Origin of the sequence: Streptomyces varsoviensis (assembly GCF_000718635.1) — a bacterium.
GTDB classification, from domain to species: Bacteria; Actinomycetota; Actinomycetes; order Streptomycetales; family Streptomycetaceae; genus Streptomyces; species Streptomyces varsoviensis.
Genome location: NZ_JOBF01000001.1, coordinates 570,453 through 596,490, shown reverse-complemented (window position 1 = coordinate 596,490; position 26,038 = coordinate 570,453). Strand labels below are relative to the sequence as shown.

Genomic DNA, 26,038 nt, shown 5'->3' with positions numbered 1-26,038 from the left:
GTTCGTTCATGGACGGGGTGGTCATGAGGTCGGCCCCTCCGCTCGGTCGCTCGCGTCGGCTCGGCCGTATGCGGCGTGTATGAGATCAGCTATGTCCATCGAGTCGATCGCCGTCGTGGTCCCGGCGCTGTCGGCCGGCTCGCTCTCGGGGGCGGTCTCGGCCAGCCGGAGCAGGGCGTCCACCAGCCCGGCCCGCCGCAGCGAGGCGATCGGAATACGGTCGATGATCTTCTTCAGTCCGGCGTCGTCGACGCTTTCGCCGTTCTCGCTGCCGTCGTCGACGCCCTTGTCGCGCTGGCTCCCGTGGGCCTCGGTGTCCTCGCCGAACAGCTCGGCGTGCAGCAGCTCCGCGACCGCGGCGGGCGTCGGGTAGTCGAAGATCAGCGTGGCGGGCAGTCGCAGTCCGGTCGCCGCGCCGAGCCGGTTCCGCAGCCGCAGGGCGGTGAGCGAGTCGAAACCGGATTCCTGGAAACCGCGCTCCGACTCGACCGCGGAGGCGTCGGCGTGGCCGAGTACGGCCGCCACCGTGGACCGGACGAGGTCGGTGACCGCGTACGTCCGCTCGGCGGCGGGCAGTCCGGCGAGCCGCTCCCGCATACCGGTGTCGGCCGCTCCGTCCGCCGGCCCTTCGGGGGCGTACCCTGTCGCCCTGCTCGCCCCGCTCGGCTCCAGCAGTTCGGCGAGGAGCGGCCTCGACCGGGTGCCGACGAGTTCGGCGGCGAACGAGGACCAGTCGACGTCCACCACGACCACGGCCGTCTCGTCGCGGTCGATGACCTGGTCCATGGCCTGGACGGCGGCGCGGGGGTCCATCGCGCGCAGCCCGCGGGCCGCCAGTCGGCGCTCCGCTCCGTCGCGGTCGGCGAGCCCCGGGCCCTGCCACAGTCCCCAGGCGATGGAGGTCCCGGTCAGTCCGAGAGCCCTGCGGTGCGCGGCCAGCGCGTCCAACGAGCTGTTCGCGGCGGCGTAGTTGGCCTGGCCGGCCGGGCCGACCGTGCCGACGAACGACGAGAACAGGACGAAGTCGGCGAGGTCGAGGTCGCGCGTCAGTTCGTGCAAGTGCCATGCGGCGGCCACCTTCGGGCGGAACACCCGCTCGAAGCGTTCAGGGGTGAGCCGGTCGATGACGCCGTCGTCGAGCACGCCCGCGGTGTGCACGACCGTGGTCAGCGGGTGGTCGGCGGGCCAGTTCGCCAGCAGGTCGGAGAGTTGCGCCCGGTCGGCGACGTCACAGGCGACCACCGACACCGAGGCGCCCTGCTCGGTCAGTTCGGCGGCCAGCTCGGCCGCGCCGGGTGCGGCCGGGCCACGACGGCTTGCCAACACCAGGTGTCGCGCGCCGCGCCGTACGAGCCAGCGCGCCGCCTCCGCGCCGAGAGCGCCGGTGCCGCCGGTGACCAGAGCGCTGCGCGCCGGCGGCTGCTCCGTCCGGTGGGGCGCGGTTGCGGTGACCCGGGTCAGCCGGCGGCAGAACACCGCGCCGCCGCGCACCGCCAGCTCGCTCTCGCCGTCTCCGAGCGCCCCGGCCAGCGCCGCCAGGTCCGCTTGGCCGACCTCGCGCGGCAGGTCGACGACGCCGCTCCACGCCATGGGCTGCTCCAGCCCCGCGTGCCGGGCGAAGCCCCACAGCGCGGCCTGCCGTGGCCGGCTCACGGCGTCGCCCGGCCGGACGGCGACCGCGTCCTGGGTCACGCACCAGACCGGGGCCGACGAGCCGAGCTCGCTCACCGCCCGTACCAGCGCGAGCGTGGCGCTCAGGCCGGCCGGCACGGACGCGGCGTCGGCGTCCTCGGCCGTGTCCAGCGCCAGCAACGACAGAATGCTCCCGGCCGGTTCGCCGTCCAGCGCCGTGGCGAGCCCGTGGCGGAGCGCCGCGGCGTCCGCCGCCCGGGGGGCCTCGACCCGGCGGACCTGGGCCCCTCGGGCGCTCAGCGCCGCGATGGTCTGCTCGACCCACGCCGGCTCGGCGACGGCCGCGGGCACCACGACCAGCCAACGGCCGGTGAGCGGCCGGTCCGGTCCTTCGGTGGGGCGCCAGGTGACGCGGTACTGCCAGCCGTCCAGCGTCGCCTGCCGCCGGCCGCGCTCACGCCACGACGACAGGGCCGGGAGCACGGCGCCCAGCGAGGTCCGGGCGGCGTCGTCGGGGAGGGCGAGCGCCGTGGTCAGCCCGTCGAGGTCGCCCTGGTCGACCATCTTCCAGAACCGGCTGTCGGCTTCGGCGCCACGAGACGAGCGGCTGGGCGGCGTCTCGATCCAGTAGTGGGTGTGCTGGAAGGCGTAGGTGGGCAACTGGACGGTCGGCTGCCCCGAGGGGAACAGGTGTGACCACCGCACGTCGACGCCGGCCGCGTACGCCTCGGCGGCGTTGCGCAGGAACTCCCGGGCGCCGCCGTGACCGCGGCGGAGCGTGCCGACCGTCGTGACCGGCGTCCCCTCGGCCTCGGCGAGCTCCTGTATGGAGTGGACGAGTACCGGGTGCGCGCCCACTTCGTGGAACGAACGGTGCCCGTCGCCGAGCAGTTGGCCGACCACCTCCGCGAAGCGCACCATCTCGCGCAGGTTCCGGTACCAGTAGTCGGCGTCGAGCTTCCGCCCGTCGAGCATCGAGCCGGTGACCGTCGAGTAGAACGGAACCGTGCCGGGCGCGCACTCGACCACGCCCAGCGTGTCGGCCAGCTCGGCCCGGATGACCTCTACTTCCGCCGAATGCGACCCGTAGTTGATCGGTACGCGCCGGACCCGCGCTCCCTCCGACTCCCAGGTCGCCAGGAACTGATCGAGTTCGGCGGCGTCCCCGGAGACGACCGTGGACACCGGGCCGTTCACCGCGGCGACGCCGAGCGCCGGGTAGCCGGCCAGGCGTTCGCGCACCTCGTCCGCCGACCGGTTCACCCAGCCCATGCCGCCCCGTACCGCCAGCCGCCGAAGCACCTGGGATCGCAGGGACACCACGCGCGCGCCTTCGGCCAGCGACAGCGCCCCCGCCGCCACGGCGGCGGCGAACTCGCCTTGGGAATGCCCGACAACGGCCGAGGGCCGAACGCCGAGCGACGCCCACAGCCGGGACAACGAGACCCCGACCGCGAACAGCGCCGGCTGGACGACATCGTCCCGGTCGAGGCTCGGCGCGCCCGGCACCCCGGCGAGCACGTCCCCCAGCGAGAACCCGTCCCAGTCGACCCACGGCGCCAGCGCCTTGTCGCAGGTCCGCATCAGCTCCGCGAACGTCGGGCTGCTCTGCCACAGCTCGATGCCCATCCCGAGCCACTGGCCGCCCTGCCCGGGGAACACGAAGACCGGGCCCTCGTGGTCGGCTTCGCCGCTCCCCGCCACCACCAGGGCCGAGTTCTCCGACTGGCCCGCCGCGATCGCGTCGAGGCCGGTCAGGAGCTCATCGCGGTTCTCCGCGAGTACCACGGCCCGGTGGGGGTGCGTGGCCCCGCCGTTGGTCAGTGCCGCGCCGAACGAGGCCGCGTCGGTGTCCGGTGAGTCGGCCAGCGCGGCCCGCAGCCGGGCCGCCTGGCCGGCCAACGCCGCCGCTCCCCGGCCGGACACCGGGAAGGCGAGGACTCCGAGCCGCGTCACGGCGTCCGCCTGCCCGGCCGCCGGCCGCTCCGGCGCCTGCTCAAGGATGACGTGTGCGTTGGTGCCGCTGATACCGAACGACGAGACGCCGGCCCGGCGCGGCCGATCGGTCGTCGGCCAGTCGTGGTTCCGGTCAAGCAGCGCGACGGCCCCCTGCGACCAGTCGATGAACGGCGAGGGCTCCTCGGCGTGCAGCGTCTTCGGCAGGACGCCGTGCCGCATCGCCATGACCATCTTGATGACGCCGCCGACCCCGGCGGCGGCCTGGGTGTGGCCGATGTTCGACTTCAGCGACCCCAGCCACAGCGGGGTCTCCCGGTCCTGGCCGTAGGTGGCCAGCAGCGCCTGCGCTTCGATCGGGTCGCCGAGCCTCGTGCCGGTGCCGTGCCCCTCGACCGCGTCGACGCCCGACGCGGGCAGGCCGGCCGAGGCCAGCGCCTGGCGGATCACCCGCTGCTGCGAGGGGCCGTTCGGGGCGGTCAGGCCGTTCGACGCGCCGTCGGAGTTCACCGCGGAGCCCTTGAGCACCGCCAGTACCTGGTGGCCCTGCCGGCGTGCGTCCGACAGCCGCTCCAGCACCACGAGGCCGACGCCCTCGGCCCAGCCGGTGCCGTCCGCGCCCGCGCCGAACGCGCGGCACCGGCCGTCCGGGGACAAGGCCCGCTGGTGTCCCAGGTCGACGAACGTCATCGGGGTGGACATCACCGTGACCCCGCCGGCCAGTGCGAGCGAGCACTCGCCCGACCGCAGCGCCTGGGCGGCCAGGTGGAGCGCCACCAGTGACGACGAGCACGCGGTGTCGACCGAGACGGCGGGCCCCTCCAGGCCGAACTGGTACGCCACCCGCCCCGAGAGCACGCTGCCCGCGCTGCCGGTCAGCACCGCCCCGCTGAGCTGGTCCGGGACCAGGCCCACCGGCGGCGCGTAGTCGTGATACATGACACCGGAGAACACCCCGGTCCGGCTGCCGCGCAGGGAGTCCGCGTCGATGCCCGCGCGCTCGAAGGCCTCCCAGGCGACCTCCAGCAACAACCGCTGCTGCGGATCCATCGCCGTCGCCTCACGGGGCGAGATCCCGAAGAACCCCGCATCGAACTCCCCCGCCTCATGCAAGAACCCGCCACCACGCGCGTACGTCGTCCCCGGATGATCCGGATCCGGGTGATACAGCCCCCCCACATCCCAGCCACGCGACTCCGGAAACCCAGTGATCCCCTCCCCGCCCTCGACCACCAGCGACCACAAATCCTCCGGAGAACCCACCCCACCTGGATAACGGCACGCCATCCCGACAATCACCACAGGATCGTCGGCATCGTTCGTCGGCGAGCCGCCGGTCGTGTCCGCTGTCTCGCCGCTGGGGGTCAGTTCGCCGGTCAGGTGGTCGGCGAGGGCCCGCGGGGTCGGGTAGTCGAAGACGGCCGTGGTCCCCAAGCGCGCTCCCGTGACCGCGTTGAGCCGGTTGCGCAGCTCCACGGCGGTGAGCGAGTCGAGCCCGAATTCCTTGAAGGCACGGTCGGCGCCGATCGCCTCCCGCCCGTCGTACCCGAATACGCGCCCCGCCTCCGCGCGTACCAGCTCCAGCAGCCGCCCGGGCCGGGCCGCCATGTCCGCGCCGGCGCGGTGCGGTCCGTCCGGACGGGCCGGTACGGCCGCCGGGCGGGCCGGGCGCGGCGCGCTCGTGAACAACTCGCGGAGCAGCGGGGGAACGTTCCCGCCGTCCGTGGCGGAGGCGTCGGCCGTCCGCAGTGGTACGAGCAGCGGCTCGCTCCGGCGAAGAGCGGCGTCGAAGAGTGCGAGCCCTTCGGTCTCGGACAGCGTCGCTACTCCGGAGCGGGCCATCCGGTTGAGGTCGCCGGCGCTGAGCTCCGCCGCCATACCGCCCCGCTGATCCCACAGCCCCCACGCCAGCGACGTCGCGGGGAGTCCGAGCCGGGCGCGATGGCGGGCGAGCGCGTCGAGGTAGGTGTTGGCGGCGGCGTAGTTGGCCTGGCCGGCCGCGCCGATCAGGCCCGAGATGGAGGAGTACAGCACGAACGCCGTCAGCGGCATGTCGGCGGTGAGCTCGTGCAGGTTACGCGCCGCCAGCGCCTTCGGCCCCATGACCGCGTCGAGGCGCCGCGGGCTCAGCTCGGTGAACACGCCGTCGTCGAGCACGCCGGCCGCGTGGACCACAGCGGTGAGGGGCCGATCGGCGGGCAGCGCGCGCAGCACCGCGGCGAGTTCGGCGCGGTCGGCGACATCGCAGGCTTCGGCCCGTATGTCCAGACCCAGCTCTGTCAGCTCGGCCACCAGGGCGCGCGCCTCGGGCGTGACGGGGCCGCTCCTGCTGACCAGCAGCATGCTCGTCACGCCGTGCTCGGTGGCCAAGTGCCGCGCGAGGAGGCGGCCGAGCCGGCCGAACGCCCCGGTCAGCAGCACGGTCCCGGGCCCGGACAGCGGCTTCTCGGCGGAGGTGGGCGAGCCGGGGGCCACGGGCAGGCGGGTGAGGCGCGGGATGCGAACGCCCTCGGCGGACAGCGCGAGTTGCGGCTCCCCCGTGGCCACCGCGGCGGCGAGTCGCCGGGCCCCCTCGCCGCCCGGTGCCACGTCGGCGAGCACGACGCGGCCGGGGTGCTCGGTCTGCGCGGTACGCAGCAGACCCCAGATCGGCGCGTTGTCGAGATCGATGCGCCCGTTGTCGCCTCTGTCGACGGCGTTGGTGGTGACGACGACCAGGGGCGTGTCGGCCAGTGTCCCGGCGGTCATTGCCTCGGCGGTCAATGCCCCGTGGGTCGCCGTCTCGTCGGTCGTCGTCCCGTCGGTCTGCGTCTCGTCGGTCGTCGTCCCGTCGGTCTGCGTCTCGTCGGCCGTCGTCCCCTCGGCCAGCCAGTCCTGTACGAGTCGCAGGACGCGGTGCGCGACGCCGGCGTTCGCGGCGTCGGCGTTCGGGGCGTCGGCGTTCGGGGCGTCGGCCGGGGGGACCACGGTGATGACCGTGGACGGCGTCGGGGCCCCCGCCGCCAGCGCGGCCCGCAGCGCGGGGAGGCCCGCGTACCGGTCGAGCGGTGAACTGTCACCGGTCAGCTCGGCGGCGATGCCGTGCGGGTCCTCCCCCACCATCGCCCAGCGACCGGCGCCGGGGCGGGCGCCGACCTCCTTCGGCAGCCACGCCACCCGGAACAGCGCCGCCTCGCTCCGATCCGTCGACGGAGCGCGCGGGGCGTCGGGCGCGGGCCGCAGCACCAGCGAGTCGACCGACGCGACCGGGTTGCCGTCGAGGTCGGTGAGCATCATGGCCACCGAGTCGGCGCCGGTCCTCGTGATACGGGCCCGCAAGGCCGGCGGGGCCGCGGTGTGCACGGTGACACCACTCCACGCGAACGGCACCAAGGTCTCATCCGCGGTCTCGAACAGGCCCACCAGCGCGGCCTGGATGGCGGCGTCCAGGGGGGCGGGATGCAGGTCGAACACCGGGCCGCCGTGTTCCGCCGCCTCGTCCAGGACGATGTCGGCGAACACCTCGCCGTCGCCGCGCCGGACGGCTCGCAGCCCCCGGAACGCCGGCCCGTAGTCGTAACCCCGGCGGGTGAGTTCCGCGTAGGCGGTGGAGATGGCGATGGGCTGTGCGTCGGGACCGGCCTCGCCGTTCCAGCCGGTTCCGGACGCCGCTCCGGCAGCCGCTCCGGCAGCCGATCCGACAGGCGAGAGCCCGGCGGGTGGGGCGATGGTGCCTTCGGCGTGCCGGGCCCAGGTGCCGTTCCCGGCGGTGTCCCCCGCTCGGGACAGCACGCGCAGCGCACGGCGGCCGGTGGCGTCCGGCGCGTCGATCACCATCTGGAGCTGGGTGTCGCCGTGCTCCGGCACGACCAGGGGGGCGCGTACGACGAGCTCTTCCACCGGGCCGCCGCCGGTTCGCCGCGCGGCGTACGAGGCCAGGGCCAGGAATCCGGTTCCGGGAAGGATCGGGGTGCCCAGCACCACGTGGCCGGCCAGCCACGGTTGCTGGTCCACGGACAGGCGGCCGGTCAGTACGAGCGCGCCGGCATCGCCTAGGGGCATCTCGGCGCGCAGGAAGGGATGGTCGACCGGCTCCAGGCCGGCGGCGGCGAGGCCGGTGGCCGGGAGGGGGGCGGGTTCCAGCCAGTAGTGCCGGCGTTGGAAGGCGTAGGTGGGCAGTTCGGTGTGGCGGGCGCCGGTCCCGGCGAACACCTGCGACCAGTCCACCGACACCCCGGCGGCGAACAACGCGCCCAACCCCGCCAGCACCGACTCGACCTCACCACGACCCCGGCGCAGGCTCGGCACCGCCGCAACGTCGCCCTGACCGTCCAGGCATTCGCGCACCGACCCCGTCAGCACCGCATCCGGACCCAGCTCCACAAACCGCGTCACACCCCGCCCATGCAACCGCGAGACGGTATCGGCGAACCGCACCGTGTCCCGCACATGCCGCACCCAAAACTCCGGATCCGCCACCCCCTCATTCACCATTCCGATACGCGGCGACTGGAAAGACAAACCCGCCACCACCGCACGGAATTCATCCAGCATCGGCTCCATCAACGGCGAATGAAACGCATGACTCACCACCAGCCGCTTCGTCCGACAGCCTTGCTGGGACAGCCGCCGCACAACACGCCCGACGGCGGCTTCCTCCCCCGAGACCACTACTGATGTCGGGCTGTTCACCGCCGCGATCGATACCTGAGCGCCGCCCAACTCGGCCACCACCGGCGCCACCACGTCCTCACCCGCGGCAACCGCCACCATCACCCCACCCGGCGCGAGCCCCTGCATGAGGCGGGCTCGCGCGGTGACCAACGCGCAGGACACCTCGTCGAACGCCGCCGCGAACACCGGGAAATCACGGTGGAGTTCGAGGCCCATCCCCACCCGCTGCGAACCCTGACCGGTGAAGACGACGGCCACACGGCCCGAACCCGCTACAACGGGCCCACGATTCGGCCCGGCCGCCTCACCGCCGGCCACCACCGCCAGGCGCTCCAGCAACTGCTCCCGCCCCGAAGCGACCACCACCGCCCGGTCCCCATGCACCGCACGATCAACCGCCAGCGAATACGCGACATCCGCCAACGCCACATCCGGCCGCTCCCCCACAAACGACCGCAAACGAGCAGCCTGACCACACAACGCCCCCGGCCCGCGGCCCGACAGCACAAACGGGAGCACTGGCAATTCGCGCGTTACCGTCGGCGTTGACTGCCCGTCGCCGTTCGCTGATTCATTCGGCGGTTGCTGGAGAATGACGTGCGCGTTCGTCCCGCTGATGCCGAACGAGGACACTCCGGCTCGCCGAGGCCGGCCGGTGTCCGGCCAATCCCGTGACCGGGTCAGCAATGCCACCCCGCCGGAGGACCAATCCACCTCGGGCGAGGGGTCCTCGACGAACAGGGTCCTGGGCAGGAATTCGTGCCGCAGCGCCATCACCATTTTGATGACCCCGGCGACGCCTGCCGCCGCCTGTGGGTGACCGATGTTCGCTTTCACCGATCCGAGCCACAGGGGTGAGTCTTCGGTGTGCTCCCGCCCGTAGGTGGCGAGCAGCGCCTGTGCTTCGATCGGGTCCCCGAGCCGAGTGCCCGTGCCGTGCCCCTCCACCGCGTCGACATCGGCGGCCGTCAGCCCCGCGTTGGCCAGCGCCTGCCGGATCACCCGCTGCTGCGAGGGGCCGTTCGGGGCCGTCAGCCCGTTCGAGGCCCCGTCCTGGTTCACCGCCGAACCGGCCAGCAGCGCGAGCACCCGGTGCCCGTTGCGCCGCGCGTCGGACAGCCGTTCCAGCACGACCAGGCCCACGCCTTCGGACCACCCGGTGCCGTCCGCGCCCGCGCCGAACGACCGGCACCGGCCGTCCGGGGAGAGTCCACGCTGCCGCGCGAACTCCGTGAGGATCATCGGCGTGCCCATGACCGCGACGCCGCCGGCCAGCGCGAGCGAGCACTCGCCCGACCGCAGTGCTTGCGCGGCCAGGTGCAGTGCCACCAACGATGACGAACAGGCCGTGTCGACCGTTGTCGCGGGCCCCTCGAAGCCGAAGTGGTACGCGATGCGCCCGGACAGGACCCCGGGCGTGGTGCCGGTGAACAGGTATCCGTCCGCGTCGGCTCCCGCCGCCCCGTATCCGTGCGGTGTCGCTCCTACCACCACGCCGGTCCGGGTGCCGCGCAGGGAGTCCGCGTCGATGCCCGCGCGTTCGAATGCCTCCCAGGCGACCTCCAGCAACAACCGCTGCTGCGGATCCATCGCCGTCGCCTCACGGGGCGAGATCCCGAAGAACCCCGCATCGAACTCACCCGCATCATGCAAGAACCCGCCACCACGCGCGTACGTCGTCCCCGGATGATCCGGATCCGGGTGATACAGACCCTCCACATCCCAGCCACGCGACTCCGGGAAACCAGTGATCCCCTCCCCGCCCCCGACCACCAGCGACCACAAATCCTCCGGAGAACCCACCCCACCCGGATAACGGCACGCCATCCCGACAATCACCACAGGATCGTCCGCATCGTCGGGGTCATTGAGGTCAGCGGAATCAGCGGTCGGTACGGACTGGGTGCCGGCGCCGGCGTCTGCGCCCAACACCGCTGATCGCACGTGCTCGATAAGAACAGCGGGAGTGGGGTAATCGAAGATCACCGAACTCGGCAGCGTGATATCCAGGGCGCGCGAGAGCCTGTCCCGCAGTTCGGCGGACATCATGGAATCGAAGCCCAGGTCCTTGAACGTCCGGCCGAGTGCGTCCTCGCCGAGCACGCCGCCGCCGAGAGTGGCTGTGATGTGCGCGAGAGCCAGCTCCGTCATCCGATGCGTGCGCTCGGCCTCACCGAGCCCCCGCAGCTCACTCACCAGAGCCGATGTCTCTACGGGCGTCTTCTCGTCGTCGAACGTCATGTCCAGCCAGTAGCGGCGGCGTTGGAAGGCGTAGGTGGGCAGTTCCGTGTGGCGGGCGCCGGTCCCGAGGAACAGCTCCGACCAGTCCACCGCCACCCCGGCGGCGAACAACGCGCCCAGCCCCGCCAGCACCGACTCGACCTCACCACGGCCCCGGCGCAGGCTCGGCACCGCCGTCACGTCGTCCTGGCCGTCCAGGCATTCGCGCACCGACCCCGTCAGCACCGCGTCCGGACCCAGCTCGACGAACCGCGTCACACCCCGCCCATGCAACCGCGAGACGGCATCGGCGAAACGCACCGTATCCCGCACATGCCGCACCCAGAACTCCGCATCCGCCACCCCCTCATTCACCATTCCGATACGCGGCGACTCAAAAGACAAACCCGCCACCACCGCACGGAATTCATCCAGCATCGGCTCCATCAACGGCGAATGAAACGCATGACTCACCACCAGCCGCTTCGACCGACAGCCTTGCTGGGACAGCCGCCGCACAACCCGCCCGACCGCGGCCTCGTCCCCCGACACCACCACCGACGCCGGACCGTTCACCGCCGCGATCGACACCTGAGCGCCACCCAACTCGGCCACCACCGGCGCCACCACGCCCTCACCCGCGGCAACCGCCACCATCACCCCACCCGGCGCGAGCTTCTGCATCAGCCGACCCCGCGCCGTCACCAACGCGCAGGCATCCGCCAGCGACAGCACGCCCGAGACATGAGCCGCCGCGATCTCCCCCACCGAATGGCCGGTGACGAAATCGGGCCGGACGCCCCACGACTCGTACAACCGGAACAGCGCCACCTCCACCGCGAACAGCGCCGGCTGCGCGACCTCCGTCGCGTTCAGACGGTCCGCAGCACTCCCCTCACCACTCTCCTCACCGAGGACGGCCGCCCGCACCACCGGGTCCAGCAACTCACACGCCTGATCGAAAGCAGCCGCGAACACCGCGAACCGCCGGTACAACTCCCGGCCCATCCCGGCCCGCTGCGAACCCTGACCGGTGAACACCACCGCCACACGACCCGAACCCGCCACAACGGGCCCATAATTCGCCCCGGCCGCCTCACCGCCGGCCACCGCCGCCAGGCGCTCCAGCAACTGCTCCCGCCCCGAAGCGACCACCACCGCCCGGTCCCCATGCACCGCACGATCAGCCGCCAACGAATACGCGACATCCGCCAGCGCCACATCCGGCCGCTCCCCCACAAACGACCGCAGACGAGCCGCCTGACCACACAACGCCCCCGGCCCACGACCCGACAGCACAAACGGCAGCACCGCGGGTGACTGGTCGGAGTCCGCTCCATCGGTCTCGGGTTTCCTGGCGCTCCCGCGCGAGGCGGCCGAGCCGGGCGGAGCGTCGCCGATGACCAGGTGACAGTTGGTGCCGCCCATGCCGAAGGAACTGACGCCGGCGATCAAGGGGCTATCGGGCGCTTCCCACGAACCTAGGCGCTGCTGCATTCGGAGATTGAGGGCGTCCAGCGCGATCTCCGGGTTCGCCACCTCGAAATTGAGGCTGGCGGGGAGTTCGCGGTGGCGGATCGACATCGCCACCTTGATGAGGCCCGCGATCCCCGCGGCCGCCCCCAGGTGTCCCAGGTTCGTCTTGACCGATCCGACGGGCAGCGGTCGCGTACGCGGCCGGGCGTTGCCGACGACGGCACCGAGCGCGGCGGCTTCTACCGGGTCGCCGGCGGGTGTGCCCGTTCCGTGCAACTCGACGTACTGGAGTTGGGCGGCGCTGATTCGCGCGCGCTCGTGAGCGCGGCGCAGGACGTCTTGTTGGGCGAGTTCATCGGGCTGGGTCAGGGCGTGACCGCTGCCGCCGTGGTTCACCGCGCTCCCGAGGATCACGCACTGCACGGTGTCACCGTCGGCCAGGGCGTCCTCAAGCCTCTTGAGCACGACCAGGCCGCCGCCCTCGCCCGGCACATAGCCGTTCGCGCGCGCGTCGAAGGTGTAGCAGCGGCCGTCCGGTGACAGCGGCCCCCAACGGTCCGCGATGTCCACGGACTCCGGCAGCAGGTTGAGCTGCACGCCGCCCGCGACGGCGAGGTCCGACTCGCCGGTGAGCAGACTCTGGCAGGCCAGGTGGACGGCGACCAGCGACGAGGACTGACCGCTGTCGATGCCCACGCTGGGGCCGTGCGCGTCGAGGAAGTGGGAGAGCCGGTTGGCGATCACCGCGCGTTCGATGCCGGGGTAGGTGTGCTGGGTCGCCGCGGCGGGCCCGTTCCGGTGCGCGAGGTGGGCGTAGTCGTCGGCGAAGACGCCCACGAAGACGCCGAGTCGGCCGCCGCGCACGCTCGCCGGCACGATCCTCGCGTCCTCCAGCGCCTCCCACCCCAGCTCCAGGACGAGTCGCTGCTGCGGGTCGACGGACGCCGCTTCGCGGGCGGGAATGCCGAAGAACTCGGCGTCGAATTCGTCGACGGCGTCGAGGAATCCGCCCCAGGGGGGCGCGACAATGCTGCCCGCGCCACGGCGTCCGGGCGGGCGCTCGGTGATCGCATGACGTCCCTCGGCCAGGAGCCGCCACAGTTGCCGGGGCCCATCGGCGCCGGGGAAACGGCAGGACGCGCCAACCACCGCGATGTTGCCACCTTGGGCCCGGACATCCACCCGGATCGTCCCCTTCCACATCTCACATTGCGTCTTGCGGGGTCACGGCAGCGAATGCCGGAATTCGCTCAGGATCGCGTAAAGTCCCACCTGGTCGCGGTCTCCCAGCCGGCGATTCCCGTCCAGCCGTAGATACGCTCGGGATTCAGCCGGAACACCGGCGCGCTCTGGCCGAATCGCGTGTGGACACGGTCCTCGCGCACCGTGAGTTCCCAGTCGTACTTCGCGCCGACGCCTTCGGCGAGCACGTTGATGTCGTCCCCGAGCACGCGGGAGCAACTGCCCTCGATCATCACCACGTCCTCGCCGGTCTGCACGTTCACGGAGGCCCGGGGGTTGACCTTCAGGAATTCGCCGCAGCGGTTCTGGCTGGAGAACCAGAAGGTGTTCCGCTGCCAAATACCCCACAACGGCCTGCTGTGCGGGCGTCCGTCCGGGCTGGTGGTGACCAGCCAGTACGTGGGCGTGGACGTGAGCATGCGCTCCGCCCAGCTCCATGGTTGCGTCGGCCCCGGCGCGGTCTGGTTGAAGATGAATGCCGACGTTCCCCGCGGCTTCTCGTTGTTCTCCAACACCTCGGCAGTCATGTCGCTTTCCCTTCGCTCGTCCGCTGTGGGCGACCAGCGAGACGCACCGGTCTGGCTCCCGGATTTCCTGCTCGTAGCGCGCTCGGATTTCACGCTCGTAGCGCGGGCGCATTTCACGCTCCAGCGCGGTCGGATTTCCTGCTCGTAGCGCGTTCGGCGTTCATGCTCGCAGCGCGACCGCGACACCGACACCCCGAAAATCCGGGCGGTCACCGGGGTGGCGACTAGGGGGGTTAGGGGGTGCCCGCGGCCGTCGTCGCCAGAGCATGGTTGTTCACGCGACCGCCCAGAGGCGGTCCTGATCGTGGTCCCGCCCAAGCCTTTTCGGCGCGAGCCTTTCGCCGGACTGCCGATCTCAGCAGACGCCTGCCACGTGTCCAGGCATGACAAGTCCGGGTACGCCGGACCGCTCCGGGGGTCCCCCGGGCCACTGGAACAGACTGAGACAGATGGGGTTGCTCCATGGAGAACGAGGACAAGCTTCGCCAGTATCTCAAGTTGGTCACGAGCGACCTCTACCAGGCTCGCAAGAAGATCACCGAGAGGGAGGCCCAGGACACCGAGCCGATCGCCATCGTCTCGATGGCCTGCCGCCTGCCCGGCGGCGTCTGGTCGCCGGAGGACCTCTGGGAGCTGGTCGCCAGTGGCACCGACGCGATCGGCGAGGCGCCGACCGACCGGGGCTGGGACATGGACAGCATCTACGACCCGGAGCCCGGCAAGCCCGGCAAGACGTACACCCGCGAGGGCGGCTTCATGTCCGGCCTGGCCGACTTCGACGCGGGCTTCTTCGGCATCTCGCCGCGCGAGGCTCTCGCCATGGACCCGCAGCAGCGGATCGTGCTGGAGGCCGCCTGGGAGTCGTTCGAACGGGCCGGCATCGACCCGGAGACCCTTCGCGGCACCGAGACAGGCGTGTTCATCGGCTCGAACACCCATGACTACGTGCCGTTGACCGTCACGGCGCCCCGCGAGGTCGACGGCTATCTGCTGCTGGGCAACGCGCCGAGCGTGCTCTCCGGCCGCGTCGCGTACACCTTCGGCTTCGAGGGCCCCGCCGTCACCGTCGACACCGCCTGCTCCTCTTCGCTGGTCGCGATGGACTACGCCGTGCGGGCCCTGCGTCGCGGCGAGTCCTCGATGGCCCTGGTCGGCGGCGTCGCGTCGATGTGCTCGCCCCTGGTGATGGTCGACTTCAGCCGGCAGCGCGGGATCGCGCCCAACGGCCGGTGCAAGGCGTACGCGGACACCGCGGACGGCACCGGCTGGTCGGAGGGGGTCGGCCTGGTCCTGCTGGAGCGGCTTTCCGACGCGCGGGCCAACGGCCACCCGGTGCTCGCCGTCATCCGTGGTTCGGCGATCAACCAGGACGGCGCCTCCAACGGCCTGACCGCCCCCAACGGCCCCTCCCAGCAGCGGGTCATCCAGGCGGCGCTGGCCGACGGCCGGATTCCGATGGAACAGGTCGACCTGGTCGAAGGGCACGGCACCGGCACCCGGCTGGGCGACCCGATCGAGGCGCAGGCCCTGCTGGCCACCTACGGCCGCAAGAAGAAGGACGGCGAGCCGCTGTGGCTGGGCTCGCTGAAGTCGAACGTGGGCCACACCCAGGCGGCCGCGGGCGTCGCCGGGGTGATCAAGGCGGTGATGGCCATGCGCCACGGCGTCCTCCCCAAGACGCTGCACGTGGACGAGCCGACGCACGAGGTGGACTGGTCGGCCGGCGGGGTCAGGGTGCTGACCGAGAACCGCCCGTGGCCGGAGAACGAGTGGCCGCGCCGGGCGGGTGTGTCGTCGTTCGGGATGAGCGGCACCAACGCGCACGTCGTCCTCGAACAGGCGCCCGCGCCGGAGCCTGTCGAGGCCGAGCCGGTGAGCGTACGGCCGACCGCCCTGCCCTTCCTGCTCTCGGCCCGTACTCCGGGGGCCCTGGCCGGTCAGGCGACGCGGCTCCGCGACTGGCTCGCCGGCCAGGACGGCGAGGACGCCTCGCTGCCCGACGTCGCGAAGTCGCTCGCGCTGCACCGCGTGACATTCGAGCACCGCGCCGCCGCGGTCGCGGGCACCAAGGAGGACCTGCTCGCCCAGCTCGACCTGCTGGCCGAGGGCGGCAGCGGTGCCACGGCGGTCGTCGGCGCCGAGTGCCGGGGGCTCACCGCGGTGATGTTCCCAGGGCAGGGGCCGCAGCGCGTCGGCATGGGCGCCCAGCTCGCGGCCGCGTACCCCGTCTTCGCCACGGCGTACTCGGAGGTGCTGGGGCTGCTCGATCCCGAGCTGCCGCGGATCATCGCCGAGGGCGGTCCGACGCTGGACCGGCCCGAGTACGCGCATCCCGCGCTGTTCGCGATCGAGGTGGCGCTCTACCGCCTGGTCGAGTCGTGGGGCGTGCGGCCCGACTATCTGCTCGGGCAGTCCTGCGGGGACATCGCGGCGGCGCACGTCGCGGGCGTGCTCTCGCTCCAGGACGCGGCCACCATGGTCACCGCCCGGGCGCGGCTGATCCAGACCTCGCCCGCCGGCGTGATGGCCACGGTCGCGGCCGGCGCCGACGTGGTGGAGCCGGTCATCGCCGGCATCGAGGGCGTTTCGCTCGCGGGTGTCAACAGCCCGGGCTCGGTCACCCTCTCGGGGCTGGAGGGCCCGATCGAGGCGGCCGTGGCGCGGCTGTCCGAGCTCGGCCACTCGGCCCGCACGCTGCGGGTCGGCGTCGCGGGCCACTCGGTCACGATGGAGCCGATCCAGGATCAGTTCCGGGCCGTGGTGGAGACGCTGACGTATACGGCACCGACCATCCCGATGGCGGTGCCCGCCGAGGTGCTGTGCACCCCCGAGTTCTGGGTGCGGCAGATGCGCGACACGGTGGACCTCGCCGGCGGCGTGGCCCGGCTGCGCGAACTCGGCGTCACCCGGTTCGTCGAACTGTCGCCCGCCGCGTCGTTGACCAGCCATGTCCGCGACTGCTACGGCGACGAGCCGGTGGTGGTCACGCCCGCCCTCCGCAGCCGGCGCGACGAGGTGGAGTGCGTCGCCGTGGCGATGGCCACCCTGCACACCGCCGGCGTCGAGGTGGACTGGGCGGCCTTCTTCGCCGGCACCGGCGCGCGCCGCGTCGACCTGCCCACGTACGCGTTCGAGCACGAACGCTTCTGGCTGGAGACCAGCCACGTCGGAGGCCACGACCTCGGCTCGGTCGGCCTGCGCCCGGTCGACGCCCCGCTCCTGGGCGCCGGCGTCTCGCTCGCCAACGACGGCGGCTTCCTGTGCACCGGCCGGCTGTCGCTCTCCGCCCAGCCCTGGCTCGCCGACCACGCCCTGTTCGACCGCGTCATGCTGCCCGGCACCGCCTTCGTCGAGTTCGCGCTGCGCGCGGCGGACCAGGTGGGCTGCGAGCTGGTCGAGGACCTGACCATCGAGGCCCCGCTGCCGCTGGAGCGGGGCGGCGTGGCGCTGCAGATCGTCGTCGGGGAGCCGGAGGAGGCCACCGGCCGGCGGTCCATCACCATCTGGTCGCAGCGGCAGGACCCGGACTCGCCAGTCTCCCCCGGCCTCGACACGGCCTGGACCCGGCACGCCGGCGGCTTCGTCTCGCCGACCGCGGGTGTGAGCCACGACGATCCCGAGCTGGCCGAGTGGCCGCCCGCCGGTGTCGAGGAGGTCGATGTCAGCGATCTCTACGAGACCTTCGCCGCGGCCGGGTACGGCTACGGGCCGGTGTTCCGCGGCCTGAAGGCCGCCTGGCTGCGGGACGGGGAGGTCTTCGCCGAGGTGGCGCTGCCCGAGCGGGTGGCCGACGCCGGCGCGTACGGCATGCACCCCGCCCTGCTGGACGCCGCCCTGCACGCGATCGCGGTGACCGGCGACGCGCGGGACGTCATCCCCTTCGCGTGGTCGGGCGTCCGGCTGCACGCCGTCGGCGCCTCCGCGCTGCGCGTACGGCTGACTCCCGTGGGGACCGACACCTTCGCCCTGCTGGTCGCCGACGGGACCGGCCGCCCGGTGCTGTCCGTCGACTCGCTGGCCTTGCGGTCCGCCACCGCGCAGCAGATCGCCGCGAGCGCCCCCCGGGCCCACGACTCCCTCTACGAGATCGAGTGGACCTCCGCGGGCGAGGTCGAGGTCTCGGAGCCCACCGGCTGGGCGAATCTGGGCGGCACAGCGCCCATGACCGGCACGGCGTACGACGGCTTCCCCGCGCTGCGGGCCGCTCTCGACGACGGGGGCGAGGCGCCCGCCGTGGTGCTGGCCGCTCCCGGGCACGGCCACGGCCACGATGTGGCCGCGGATGTGCACTCAGGCGTCGACCAGATGCTCGGACTGGTGCGCGACTGGCTGGCCGACGAGCGGCTGGCCGCCTCACGGCTGGTGCTGGTCACCCGCGGCGCGTTGGCCACGTACGACGGTGAGCACGTCGGTGACCTGGTCGGCGCGGCCCTGCACGGCCTGTTCCGCGCGGCGCGCGCCGAGCACCCGGGCCGGCTCGTCCAGGTCGACCTCGCGCCCGGCGAGCCCGACACGTCCGTCGTGGCGGCGCTCGACGCCGGGGAGGACGAGGTCGCCGTACGCGCGGGCACGGTCCTGGTGCCGCGCCTGGTCAAGGTCGCCTCCTCGACGACGCTCGCCGTGCCGGCGGAGTCGCCCGCCTGGCGCCTGTCCGCCCCCCGCCCCGGCACCTTCGACGGGCTTGCGCTGGTCGAGTCGCCGGAGGCGGTCGCGCCGCTGGCCGAGGGCGAGGTGCGGATAGCCGTCCGAGCCGCGGGCATGAACTTCCGGGACGTCATGTCCACCCTGGGCCTGGTCCGCGGTCAGGAAGTGCTCGGCGGCGAGGCGGCCGGCGTGGTGACCGAGGTCGGCCCGGGGGTCGCCGGTCTCCAGCCCGGGGACCGGGTGATGGGCCTGTTCTTCGGGCCGTTCGGGCCGGTGGCCGTGGGCGACCACCGGATGGTGGTGCCGATCCCGGACGGGTGGTCGTACCTGGAGGCCGCGACGGTCCCGATCACCTACCTGACCGCGTACTTCGGGCTCGTCGACGTGGCCGGCCTGCGACCCGGCGAGTCCGTGCTCGTCCACGCCGCCGCCGGTGGCGTCGGCATGGCGGCCGTGCAGTTGGCCGCCCATCTGGGCGCCGAGGTCTTCGCGACCGCGAGCCCCGCCAAGTGGGCGGCCGTCCGCGAGCTCGGCGTCCCCCACGAGCGCATCGCGAACTCCCGCACCGCGCGGTTCGAAGCCGATCTGCTCGGCGCCACCGACGGCCGCGGCGTCGACGTGGTCCTCAACTCGCTCACCGGCGAACTGGTGGACGCCTCGCTGCGGCTGCTGCCGCGCGGCGGCCGGTTCGTGGAGATGGGCAAGACCGACATCCGCGACGCCGACTGGGCGGCCGAGGCGTTCCCCGGCGTCCGCTATCAGGCGTTCGACCTGCTCGGGGTGGCGCCCGAGCGGGTGCACGAGATGCTGGTCGAGCTGCTGGACCTGTTCGACCGCGGCGCGCTGACCCTGCCGCCGACCGCCGTCTGGGACGTCCGCCGGGCTCCGGACGCGATGCGGTTCCTCAGCCAGGCCCGGCACATCGGCAAGATCGCCCTCACCATCCCGGCGCCCGTCGATCCCGCCGGCACCGTGCTGCTGACCGGCGCCTCCGGCGCGCTGGGCGGCCTGGTCGCCCGGCACCTGGTCGCCGAGCACGGCGTACGCCACCTCGTGCTGGCGAGCCGGCGCGGCCCCGATGCCCCCGGCGCCGCGGAGTTCGCCGCCGAACTGACCGGGCTCGGCGCGTCCGTGACGACTGTCGCCTGCGACGTCTCCGACCGTGCGTCGCTGCTCGGGGTGCTGGCCGCGATCCCCGCCGAACATCCGCTGACCGCGGTGGTGCACGCCGCGGGCACCAGCGACGACGGCGTCGTCGGCTCGCTGAAGACCGAGCAGGTCGACACCGTGCTGCGTCCCAAGGTGGACGCCGGCTGGCTCCTCCACGAGCTGACCAAGGACCTCGACCTCTCCGCCTTCGTGCTGTTCTCCTCCGCCGTCGGGGCGTTCGGCGCGCCGGGCCAGGCCAACTACGCCGCCGCGAACGCGTTCCTGGACGCCCTCGCCCGGCACCGCCGCGCGCTGGGGCTGCCCGCCGTCTCGCTCGACTGGGGGCTGTGGGCCGCCGCGAGCAACATGACGACCTCCCTGCGGGAGGCCGACTGGGGACGGATGGCACGCGCCGGTATCAAGGCGATGTCCGACGAGGAGGGGCTGGCCCTCTTCGACTCGGCCCTCACCGTCGGCGCCCCGGTGGTGCTGCCGGTCCGGCTCGACCTGGCCGGGTTCCGCGGGGAGGTGCCGCCCCTGCTGCGCAACCAGGTCGCCGGGCGGGTGCGGCGTACCGCCGTCGCGAGCGGCGGCGACGCCGGCTCGTGGATCCGCCGGCTGCTCGCCCGGCCGGCGGCGGCCCGGCAGCAGATCGTGCTGGACGCCGTCGCCGCCGAGACCGCGGCCGTGCTCGGGCACACGTCGGCGTCGAGTCTGTCGCCGGACCGGACCTTCAAGGACATCGGCTTCGATTCGCTGGCCTCCGTGGAGCTGCGCAACCGGATCACCGCGTTCACCGGCCTGCGGCTGCCGGCGACGGTGGTCTTCGACTATCCGGACCTCACCTCGCTGAGCGCGTACGTGCTCGGCGAGGTGATCGGCACCGGCTCCGCCGCGCCGACGGCACCCGCGATCGCCACGGCGGACACCGGCGACGACGCGATCGCCGTCGTCGGCATGGCCTGCCGCTACGGCGGCGGGGCCGACTCACCGGAGGCGCTGTGGGCGATGGTCGAGGAGGGCCGGGACGCCGCCACGGAGTTCCCGGCCGACCGCGGCTGGAATCTGGCCGAGCTGTTCGACCCCGAGCCCGGCCGCCCGGGCACGACCAACGCGCGGGCGGCGGGCTTCCTGTCCGGCGCGACCGAGTTCGACCCCGAGTTCTTCGGCATCTCGCCCCGTGAGGCCACCGCGATGGACCCGCAGCAGCGTCTGCTGCTCGAATCGGCGTGGGAGGCGTTCGAGCGTGCCGGTATCGACCCGCTGGCGCTGCGCGGTACGAGGACCGGCGTGTTCGTCGGCCTCAGCGCCCATGACTACGGGAACTTGCTCGCCCGCGAATCGCGCGGCCTCGACGGCCACCTGCTGACCGGTACGGCGGCCAGCGTGGCCTCGGGCCGCATCGCCTACGAATTCGGCCTTGAGGGCCCGGCGTTGACGGTCGACACCGCCTGTTCGTCCTCGCTGACCACGGTGCACATGGCGGCCCAGGCGCTGCGGGCCGGCGAGTCCGACCTCGCGCTGGCCGGCGGCGCGGCCGTGATGTCCACGCCGGTGGTGTTCCAGGAGTTCGCGCTGCAGGGCGGGCTCTCCGCGGACGGCCGCTGCAAGGCGTTCGGCGCGGACGCGGACGGCACCGGCTGGGCCGAGGGCGTCGGACTGCTCGTACTGGAGCGCTTGTCGGACGCCCGCCGCAACGGCCACCAGGTCCTCGCGGTGGTGAAGGGCTCCGCGGTCAACCAGGACGGCGCCTCCAACGGGCTGACCGCGCCCAACGGCCGCTCGCAGCAGCGGGTGATCCGGGAGGCGCTGGCCAACGCCGGTGTCTCCGCCGCCGATGTGGACGTCGTGGAGGGACACGGCACCGGCACCAGGCTCGGCGACCCCATCGAGGTGCAGGCGCTGCTGGCGACGTACGGGCGCGAGCACGCCGAGGAGAGCCCGCTCTGGCTCGGCTCGCTGAAGTCGAACCTGGGCCACGCGCAGGCGGCCGCCGGTGTGGCCGGGGTCATCAAGATGGTCCAGGCGCTGCGCCACGGCGTACTGCCGCGGACCTTGCACGCCGACGAGCCCACCCCGCACGTGGACTGGTCGGCCGGCGGCGTGCGGCTGCTGACCTCGGCCCGGCGGTGGCCGGAGCGCGACCGGCCCCGGCTCGGCGCCGTCTCCGCGTTCGGCATCAGCGGCACCAACGTGCACGTGGTGCTGGAGCAGGCGCCGGAGCCCGCCGAGCCGCCGGTCGCGCCCGCGCCCGACCGGGTGCTCGCGCAGTCCGTCAAGCCGTTCGTCCTCTCGGCACGCGGCGCGGCGGCGCTGCGCGGCCAGGCGGCCCGGCTCGGCGCCCACCTCGCCGGGCACCCGGAGGTGGACCTCGACGCGCTCGGCCGCTCGCTCGGCGGCCGGGCCGCCTTGGAGCACCGGGCCGTGGTGCTCGCCGAGAACCTGGACACGCTGACCGCGGCGCTCAAGGCGATCGCCGACGGCACGGCGGACGCCAACGCGGACGTCGTGCTGGGCGACGGCGGTGGAGCGAGGCGGCCGGTCTTCGTCTTCGCGGGCCAGGGCGGGCAGTGGCCTGGCATGGCCCTCGACCTGTGGCGCACCAGCCCGCTGTTCGCCGCGGCCATGGCCGAGTGCGACGCGGCGCTGGCCCCGTACGTCGACTGGGACGGCGCCACCCTGGCGGACGTGCTCGGCGGCGCTCCGGGCGCGCCGGGCCTGGACCGGGTGGACGCGGTGCAGCCCGCGCTGTTCGCGGTGATGGTGTCCTTGGCCCGGCTGTGGCGGTCGCTCGGGGTCGAGCCGGCGGCGGTGGTCGGTCACTCCCAGGGCGAGATCGCGGCGGCCGTGGTGGCCGGTGTCCTCACGCCGGCCGACGGCGCCCGTATCGCCGGGTTGCGCTCGCGCCTGATCGCCGGTCTGAGCGAGCGCGGCGGGATGGGGTGGGTCGGCCTGCCGGCCGCCCGGGTCCGGGAACGGCTCGCCGACTACCCGGGGCTCGGCATCGCCGCGGTCAACGGGCCGCGGTCGGTGGTCGTCTCCGGCGCCGCCGACGAGCTGCGGGGCCTGTGCGCGGCGCTCGCGGCCGAGGAGGTCCCGGTGCGCACGCTCCTGGTCGACTACGCGTCGCACTCGCCCGGCGTGGAGGAGCTGCGCGCCGAACTCGTCGCCGCGCTGGCCGACATCGCGCCCGCCGAGGCGGAAGTGCCGTTCTACTCCACGGTCACCGGCGGGCGGGTCGACGGCACCGAACTGGACGCCGACTACTGGTACCGCAATCTGCGGGAGACGGTGCGGTTCAGCGCGGCCGTCGAGGCTCTGGTGGACGACGGGCACAGCCTGTTCGTGGAGCTCAGCGCGCACCCGGCGCTCGTCGACGCGGTCGAGGCGGTCGCCGAGGCCCGCGGCGCCGAGGCCGCCGCGTCGTGGTCGTTGCGGCGGGACGGCGGTGCCGTCGAGTTCACCCGCTCGCTGGCCACGGCCTACGTGCACGGCGCGGCGGTGCGCTGGGGGGCGGTGTTCCCCGCCGGAGGCCGCGTCGAGCTGCCCACTTACGCGTTCCAGCACCGCCGGCTGTGGGTCGAGCCCGCCGGCGCGGTGACCGCGAGCGCCGCCGACTTGGGGCTGGCGTCCGCCGACCACCCCCTGCTGGGCGCCGCCGTGGAGCGCGCCGGCGAGGACCAGGTGCTCTTCACCGGCCGGTGGTCGCTGGCGACCCACCCGTGGCTGGCCGATCACGTCGTGCTCGGCACCCTCCTGCTGCCCGGAGCCGCCTTCGTCGAACTGGTCACCCACGCCGGGCGGCACGTCGGCTGCGCCCGCCTGGAAGAGCTGGCGTTCCAGGCGCCGTTGGTGCTCTCGGAGACGTCGGGCGTGGCGGTGCAGGTCGCGGTCGGCGCCGCCGACTCCACCGGTCGGCGTTCGGTCACGGTGCATTCGCGGCGTACCGAGTCGGGCGCGGGCGGCGGGTGGATCCTGCACGCGGAGGGCACGCTCGCCCCGGTCGGCAGCGGCCCGGCGCCGGGGAATCCGGCGGTCTGGCCGCCGGCCGGCGCGGAGGCGGTCGATGTGACCGACATCTACGCCCGGCTCGCCGAGCGCGGTTACGCCTACGGGCCCGCGTTCACCGGTATCCGCGCGCTGTGGCGGGACGGCGACGACGTGTACGGCGAGGTCGCGCTGCCGAGCACGGTCCGCGCCGAGGCGGGGCGGTACGGCCTGCACCCGGCGCTGCTGGACGCCGCCCTCCAGGTGCCGGTCGCCGGGCTGATCGACAGCGAGAGCGAGGCGGTTATGCCGTTCTCCTGGAACGGCATCACCGTGCACACCCGGGGCGCGAGCTCGCTGCGCGTCGCCTTCCGGCGCAACGGCCCCGGCTCCTCCACGATGCTGCTCACCGACGGCGCGGGCGAGCCCGTCGCCTCGTTCGACTCCATCGTCGCGAGGCCGGTCAGCCGGGCGCGGTTGCGGAGCGCCGTGGACAGCGCGGCCGGTACGAACGCCGACGGCGAGCACTACCGCGTCGAATGGCGTGCGCTGACCGGCGGCACACACGCGCCGATCGGCGGCACCTGGCTGGCGGTGGTCGCCGAGGGGCGGCCGGCCGACGGCTGGGCCTCGGAGACCGTGCGCCGCCTCGCCGCCCACGTGCCCTCCCTGGTGACCTGGGCCGTACCGTGCGGGGACCTCGACCGGGCGGCGCTGGCGCAGCGGCTCCGCGAGCTCGCGGCGGACGGCACGAGCCCGGCCGGGGTGGTGTCGCTGCTGGCCGAGGACGAGACCCCGTGCGAGCACTCCGCGGCGCTGCCGCGGGGGCTCGCGGGCACGGTCGTCCTCACCCAGGCCCTGCTCGACGCCGGGCTCGACGCGCCGGTCTGGGCGGTGACCCGGGGCGCGGTGGCGGCCGGCCCCCAGGACCGCATCGGCTCGCCCGCCCAGGCGCTGGTCTGGGGTTACGGGCGGGTCGCCGGCCTCGAACACCCGCGGCTCTGGGGCGGCCTGGTCGATCTGCCGGAGACGGTGGACGACGGCGCGGCCGCCGGACTGGCCGGTGTGCTCGCGGGCGGCGGCGAGAACGAGGTCGCCGTACGGTCCGAGGCCGTCCTGGCCCGCCGTCTGGTCAGGGCGGCTGCGCCCGAGCAGGAGCCGCCCGAGTGGCGGCCGGGCGGCACCGTGCTCGTGACGGGCGGCACGGGTGGCCTCGGCACCGAAGTGGCCCGCCGGCTGGCCGACCGCGGCGCCGAACATCTGGTGCTCGCCAGCCGCGGCGGCCCGGACGCGCCCGGGGCCCAGGGCCTGGTCGAGGAACTGGCCGCCAAGGGCGTCCCGGTCTCGGTGGTGGCCTGCGATGTCGCGGACCGGTCCGCGGTGGCCGAACTGCTGGCCTCCATTCCCGCCGAGCACCCGCTGACGGCGGTCGTGCATGCCGCGGGCAGCCTCGACGGCGGGCCGATCGCCGACACGACATTGACCGAGTTCGGCGACATCCTGGCCGCCAAGGTGCTCGGCGCCGCGCACCTCGACGCACTCCTCGACCACGACAGCGTCCGGACGGTGCTGCTGTTCGGCTCCATCTCGGCGACCTGGGGCGTCGGCAACCAGTCCGCGTACTCGGCCGCCAACGCGTACCTCGATGCCCTGGCCCGGGAGCGGCACGACCGCGGCGGCCGCACCATCTCGGTGGCGTGGGGCCCGTGGGAGGCCGGAATGCTGGCCGAGGACGGGGAGCTGGCCGACTCGCTGCGCCGCGGAGGTCTGCCCCTGCTGCCGGTGGACGCCGGGCTGGCGTCCCTGGACCGTATCGTCGCCGAGGGCGAGCCCTGCCCGGTCGTGGCGCGGGTCGAATGGCCCCGGTTCCATTCCCGCTTCGCCTCGCTGCGGCCCAGCCCGCTGCTGGCGGACCTGCCGGATGTCCGCCAGTTGCCGGCGGCGGAGCCCCAGCCCTCGGTCGAGCGCGGCGCGGCCCTGATCGAGAAGCTCACCGCGCTGCCCGAGGAGGACCGGGAGCCGGCCGTGCTCGATCTGGTCTGCTCGCATGTCGCGGCCGTGCTCGGCCACGACTCCGCTGAGCAGGTCGATCGCAAGCGGGCCTTCAAGGATGTGGGCTTCGACTCGATGACCGCCGTCCAACTGCGCAACCGGCTCAACGCGGCGACCGGGTTGCGGCTGCCGGTGACGCTGGTCTTCGACTACCCGAGTCCGACGAGCCTGGCCGCGTTCCTGCGCTCCGAGGTGGCCGCCAGGGTGCCGTCGCCGACGGACGCGGCGCTGGCCGAGTTCGACCGGCTGGAGGCGTCGCTCTCGGCGATGCCGACCGAGGACACGGAAGTGCGCGATGTCCTCGTCGGCCGGGCGCGGGAACTGCTCGGCCGGCTCTCCGGCCCGGCGCGGGGCGCGGACGCCGAGGGCACTGAGGGCGACGTGGGCGACGTGGGCGACGTGGCGACGCTGACGGCGGCCTCCGACGACGAGCTGTTCGACTTCATCAATACGCAACTCGGCCGTCAGGACCAGTGATCCGTGTACCCGCGGGGAACTCG

At 73.5% G+C, this 26,038-nt stretch carries 3 protein-coding genes; 1 reads left to right on the top strand and 2 read right to left on the bottom strand.

The window, feature by feature from the left end; all coding sequences use genetic code 11:
- Positions 1-21 precede the first annotated feature (21 nt).
- Both IF55_RS40295 and IF55_RS02430 read right to left on the bottom strand, forming a co-directional pair.
- Entirely contained in the window at positions 22-13,140 is a 13,119-nt protein-coding gene (locus IF55_RS40295) for a type I polyketide synthase (RefSeq protein WP_048831432.1), read from the bottom strand.
- Between the two features lie 47 nt (positions 13,141-13,187).
- A complete protein-coding gene (locus IF55_RS02430; RefSeq protein ID WP_030882064.1) occupies positions 13,188-13,706 on the bottom strand; it encodes a pyridoxamine 5'-phosphate oxidase family protein in 519 nt (172 codons plus the stop codon).
- A 498-nt stretch (positions 13,707-14,204) separates the two neighbouring features.
- Here IF55_RS02430 and IF55_RS02425 point away from each other — a divergent pair, with 498 nt between their 5' ends.
- The gene (locus tag IF55_RS02425) at positions 14,205-26,015 is read left to right on the top strand and encodes an SDR family NAD(P)-dependent oxidoreductase (RefSeq protein ID WP_425428510.1); all 11,811 of its coding nucleotides are present in this window, start codon (positions 14,205-14,207) and stop codon (positions 26,013-26,015) included.
- The last annotated feature ends 23 nt before the right edge of the window (positions 26,016-26,038 follow it).

Excerpts from the sequence above, each read along its gene's own strand:
- IF55_RS40295 (WP_048831432.1), bottom strand. The coding sequence starts at position 13,140 with ATGTGGAAGGGGACGATCCGGGTGGATGTCCGGGCCCAAGGTGGCAAC.
- IF55_RS02430 (WP_030882064.1), bottom strand. The coding sequence starts at position 13,706 with ATGACTGCCGAGGTGTTGGAGAACAACGAGAAGCCGCGGGGAACGTCG.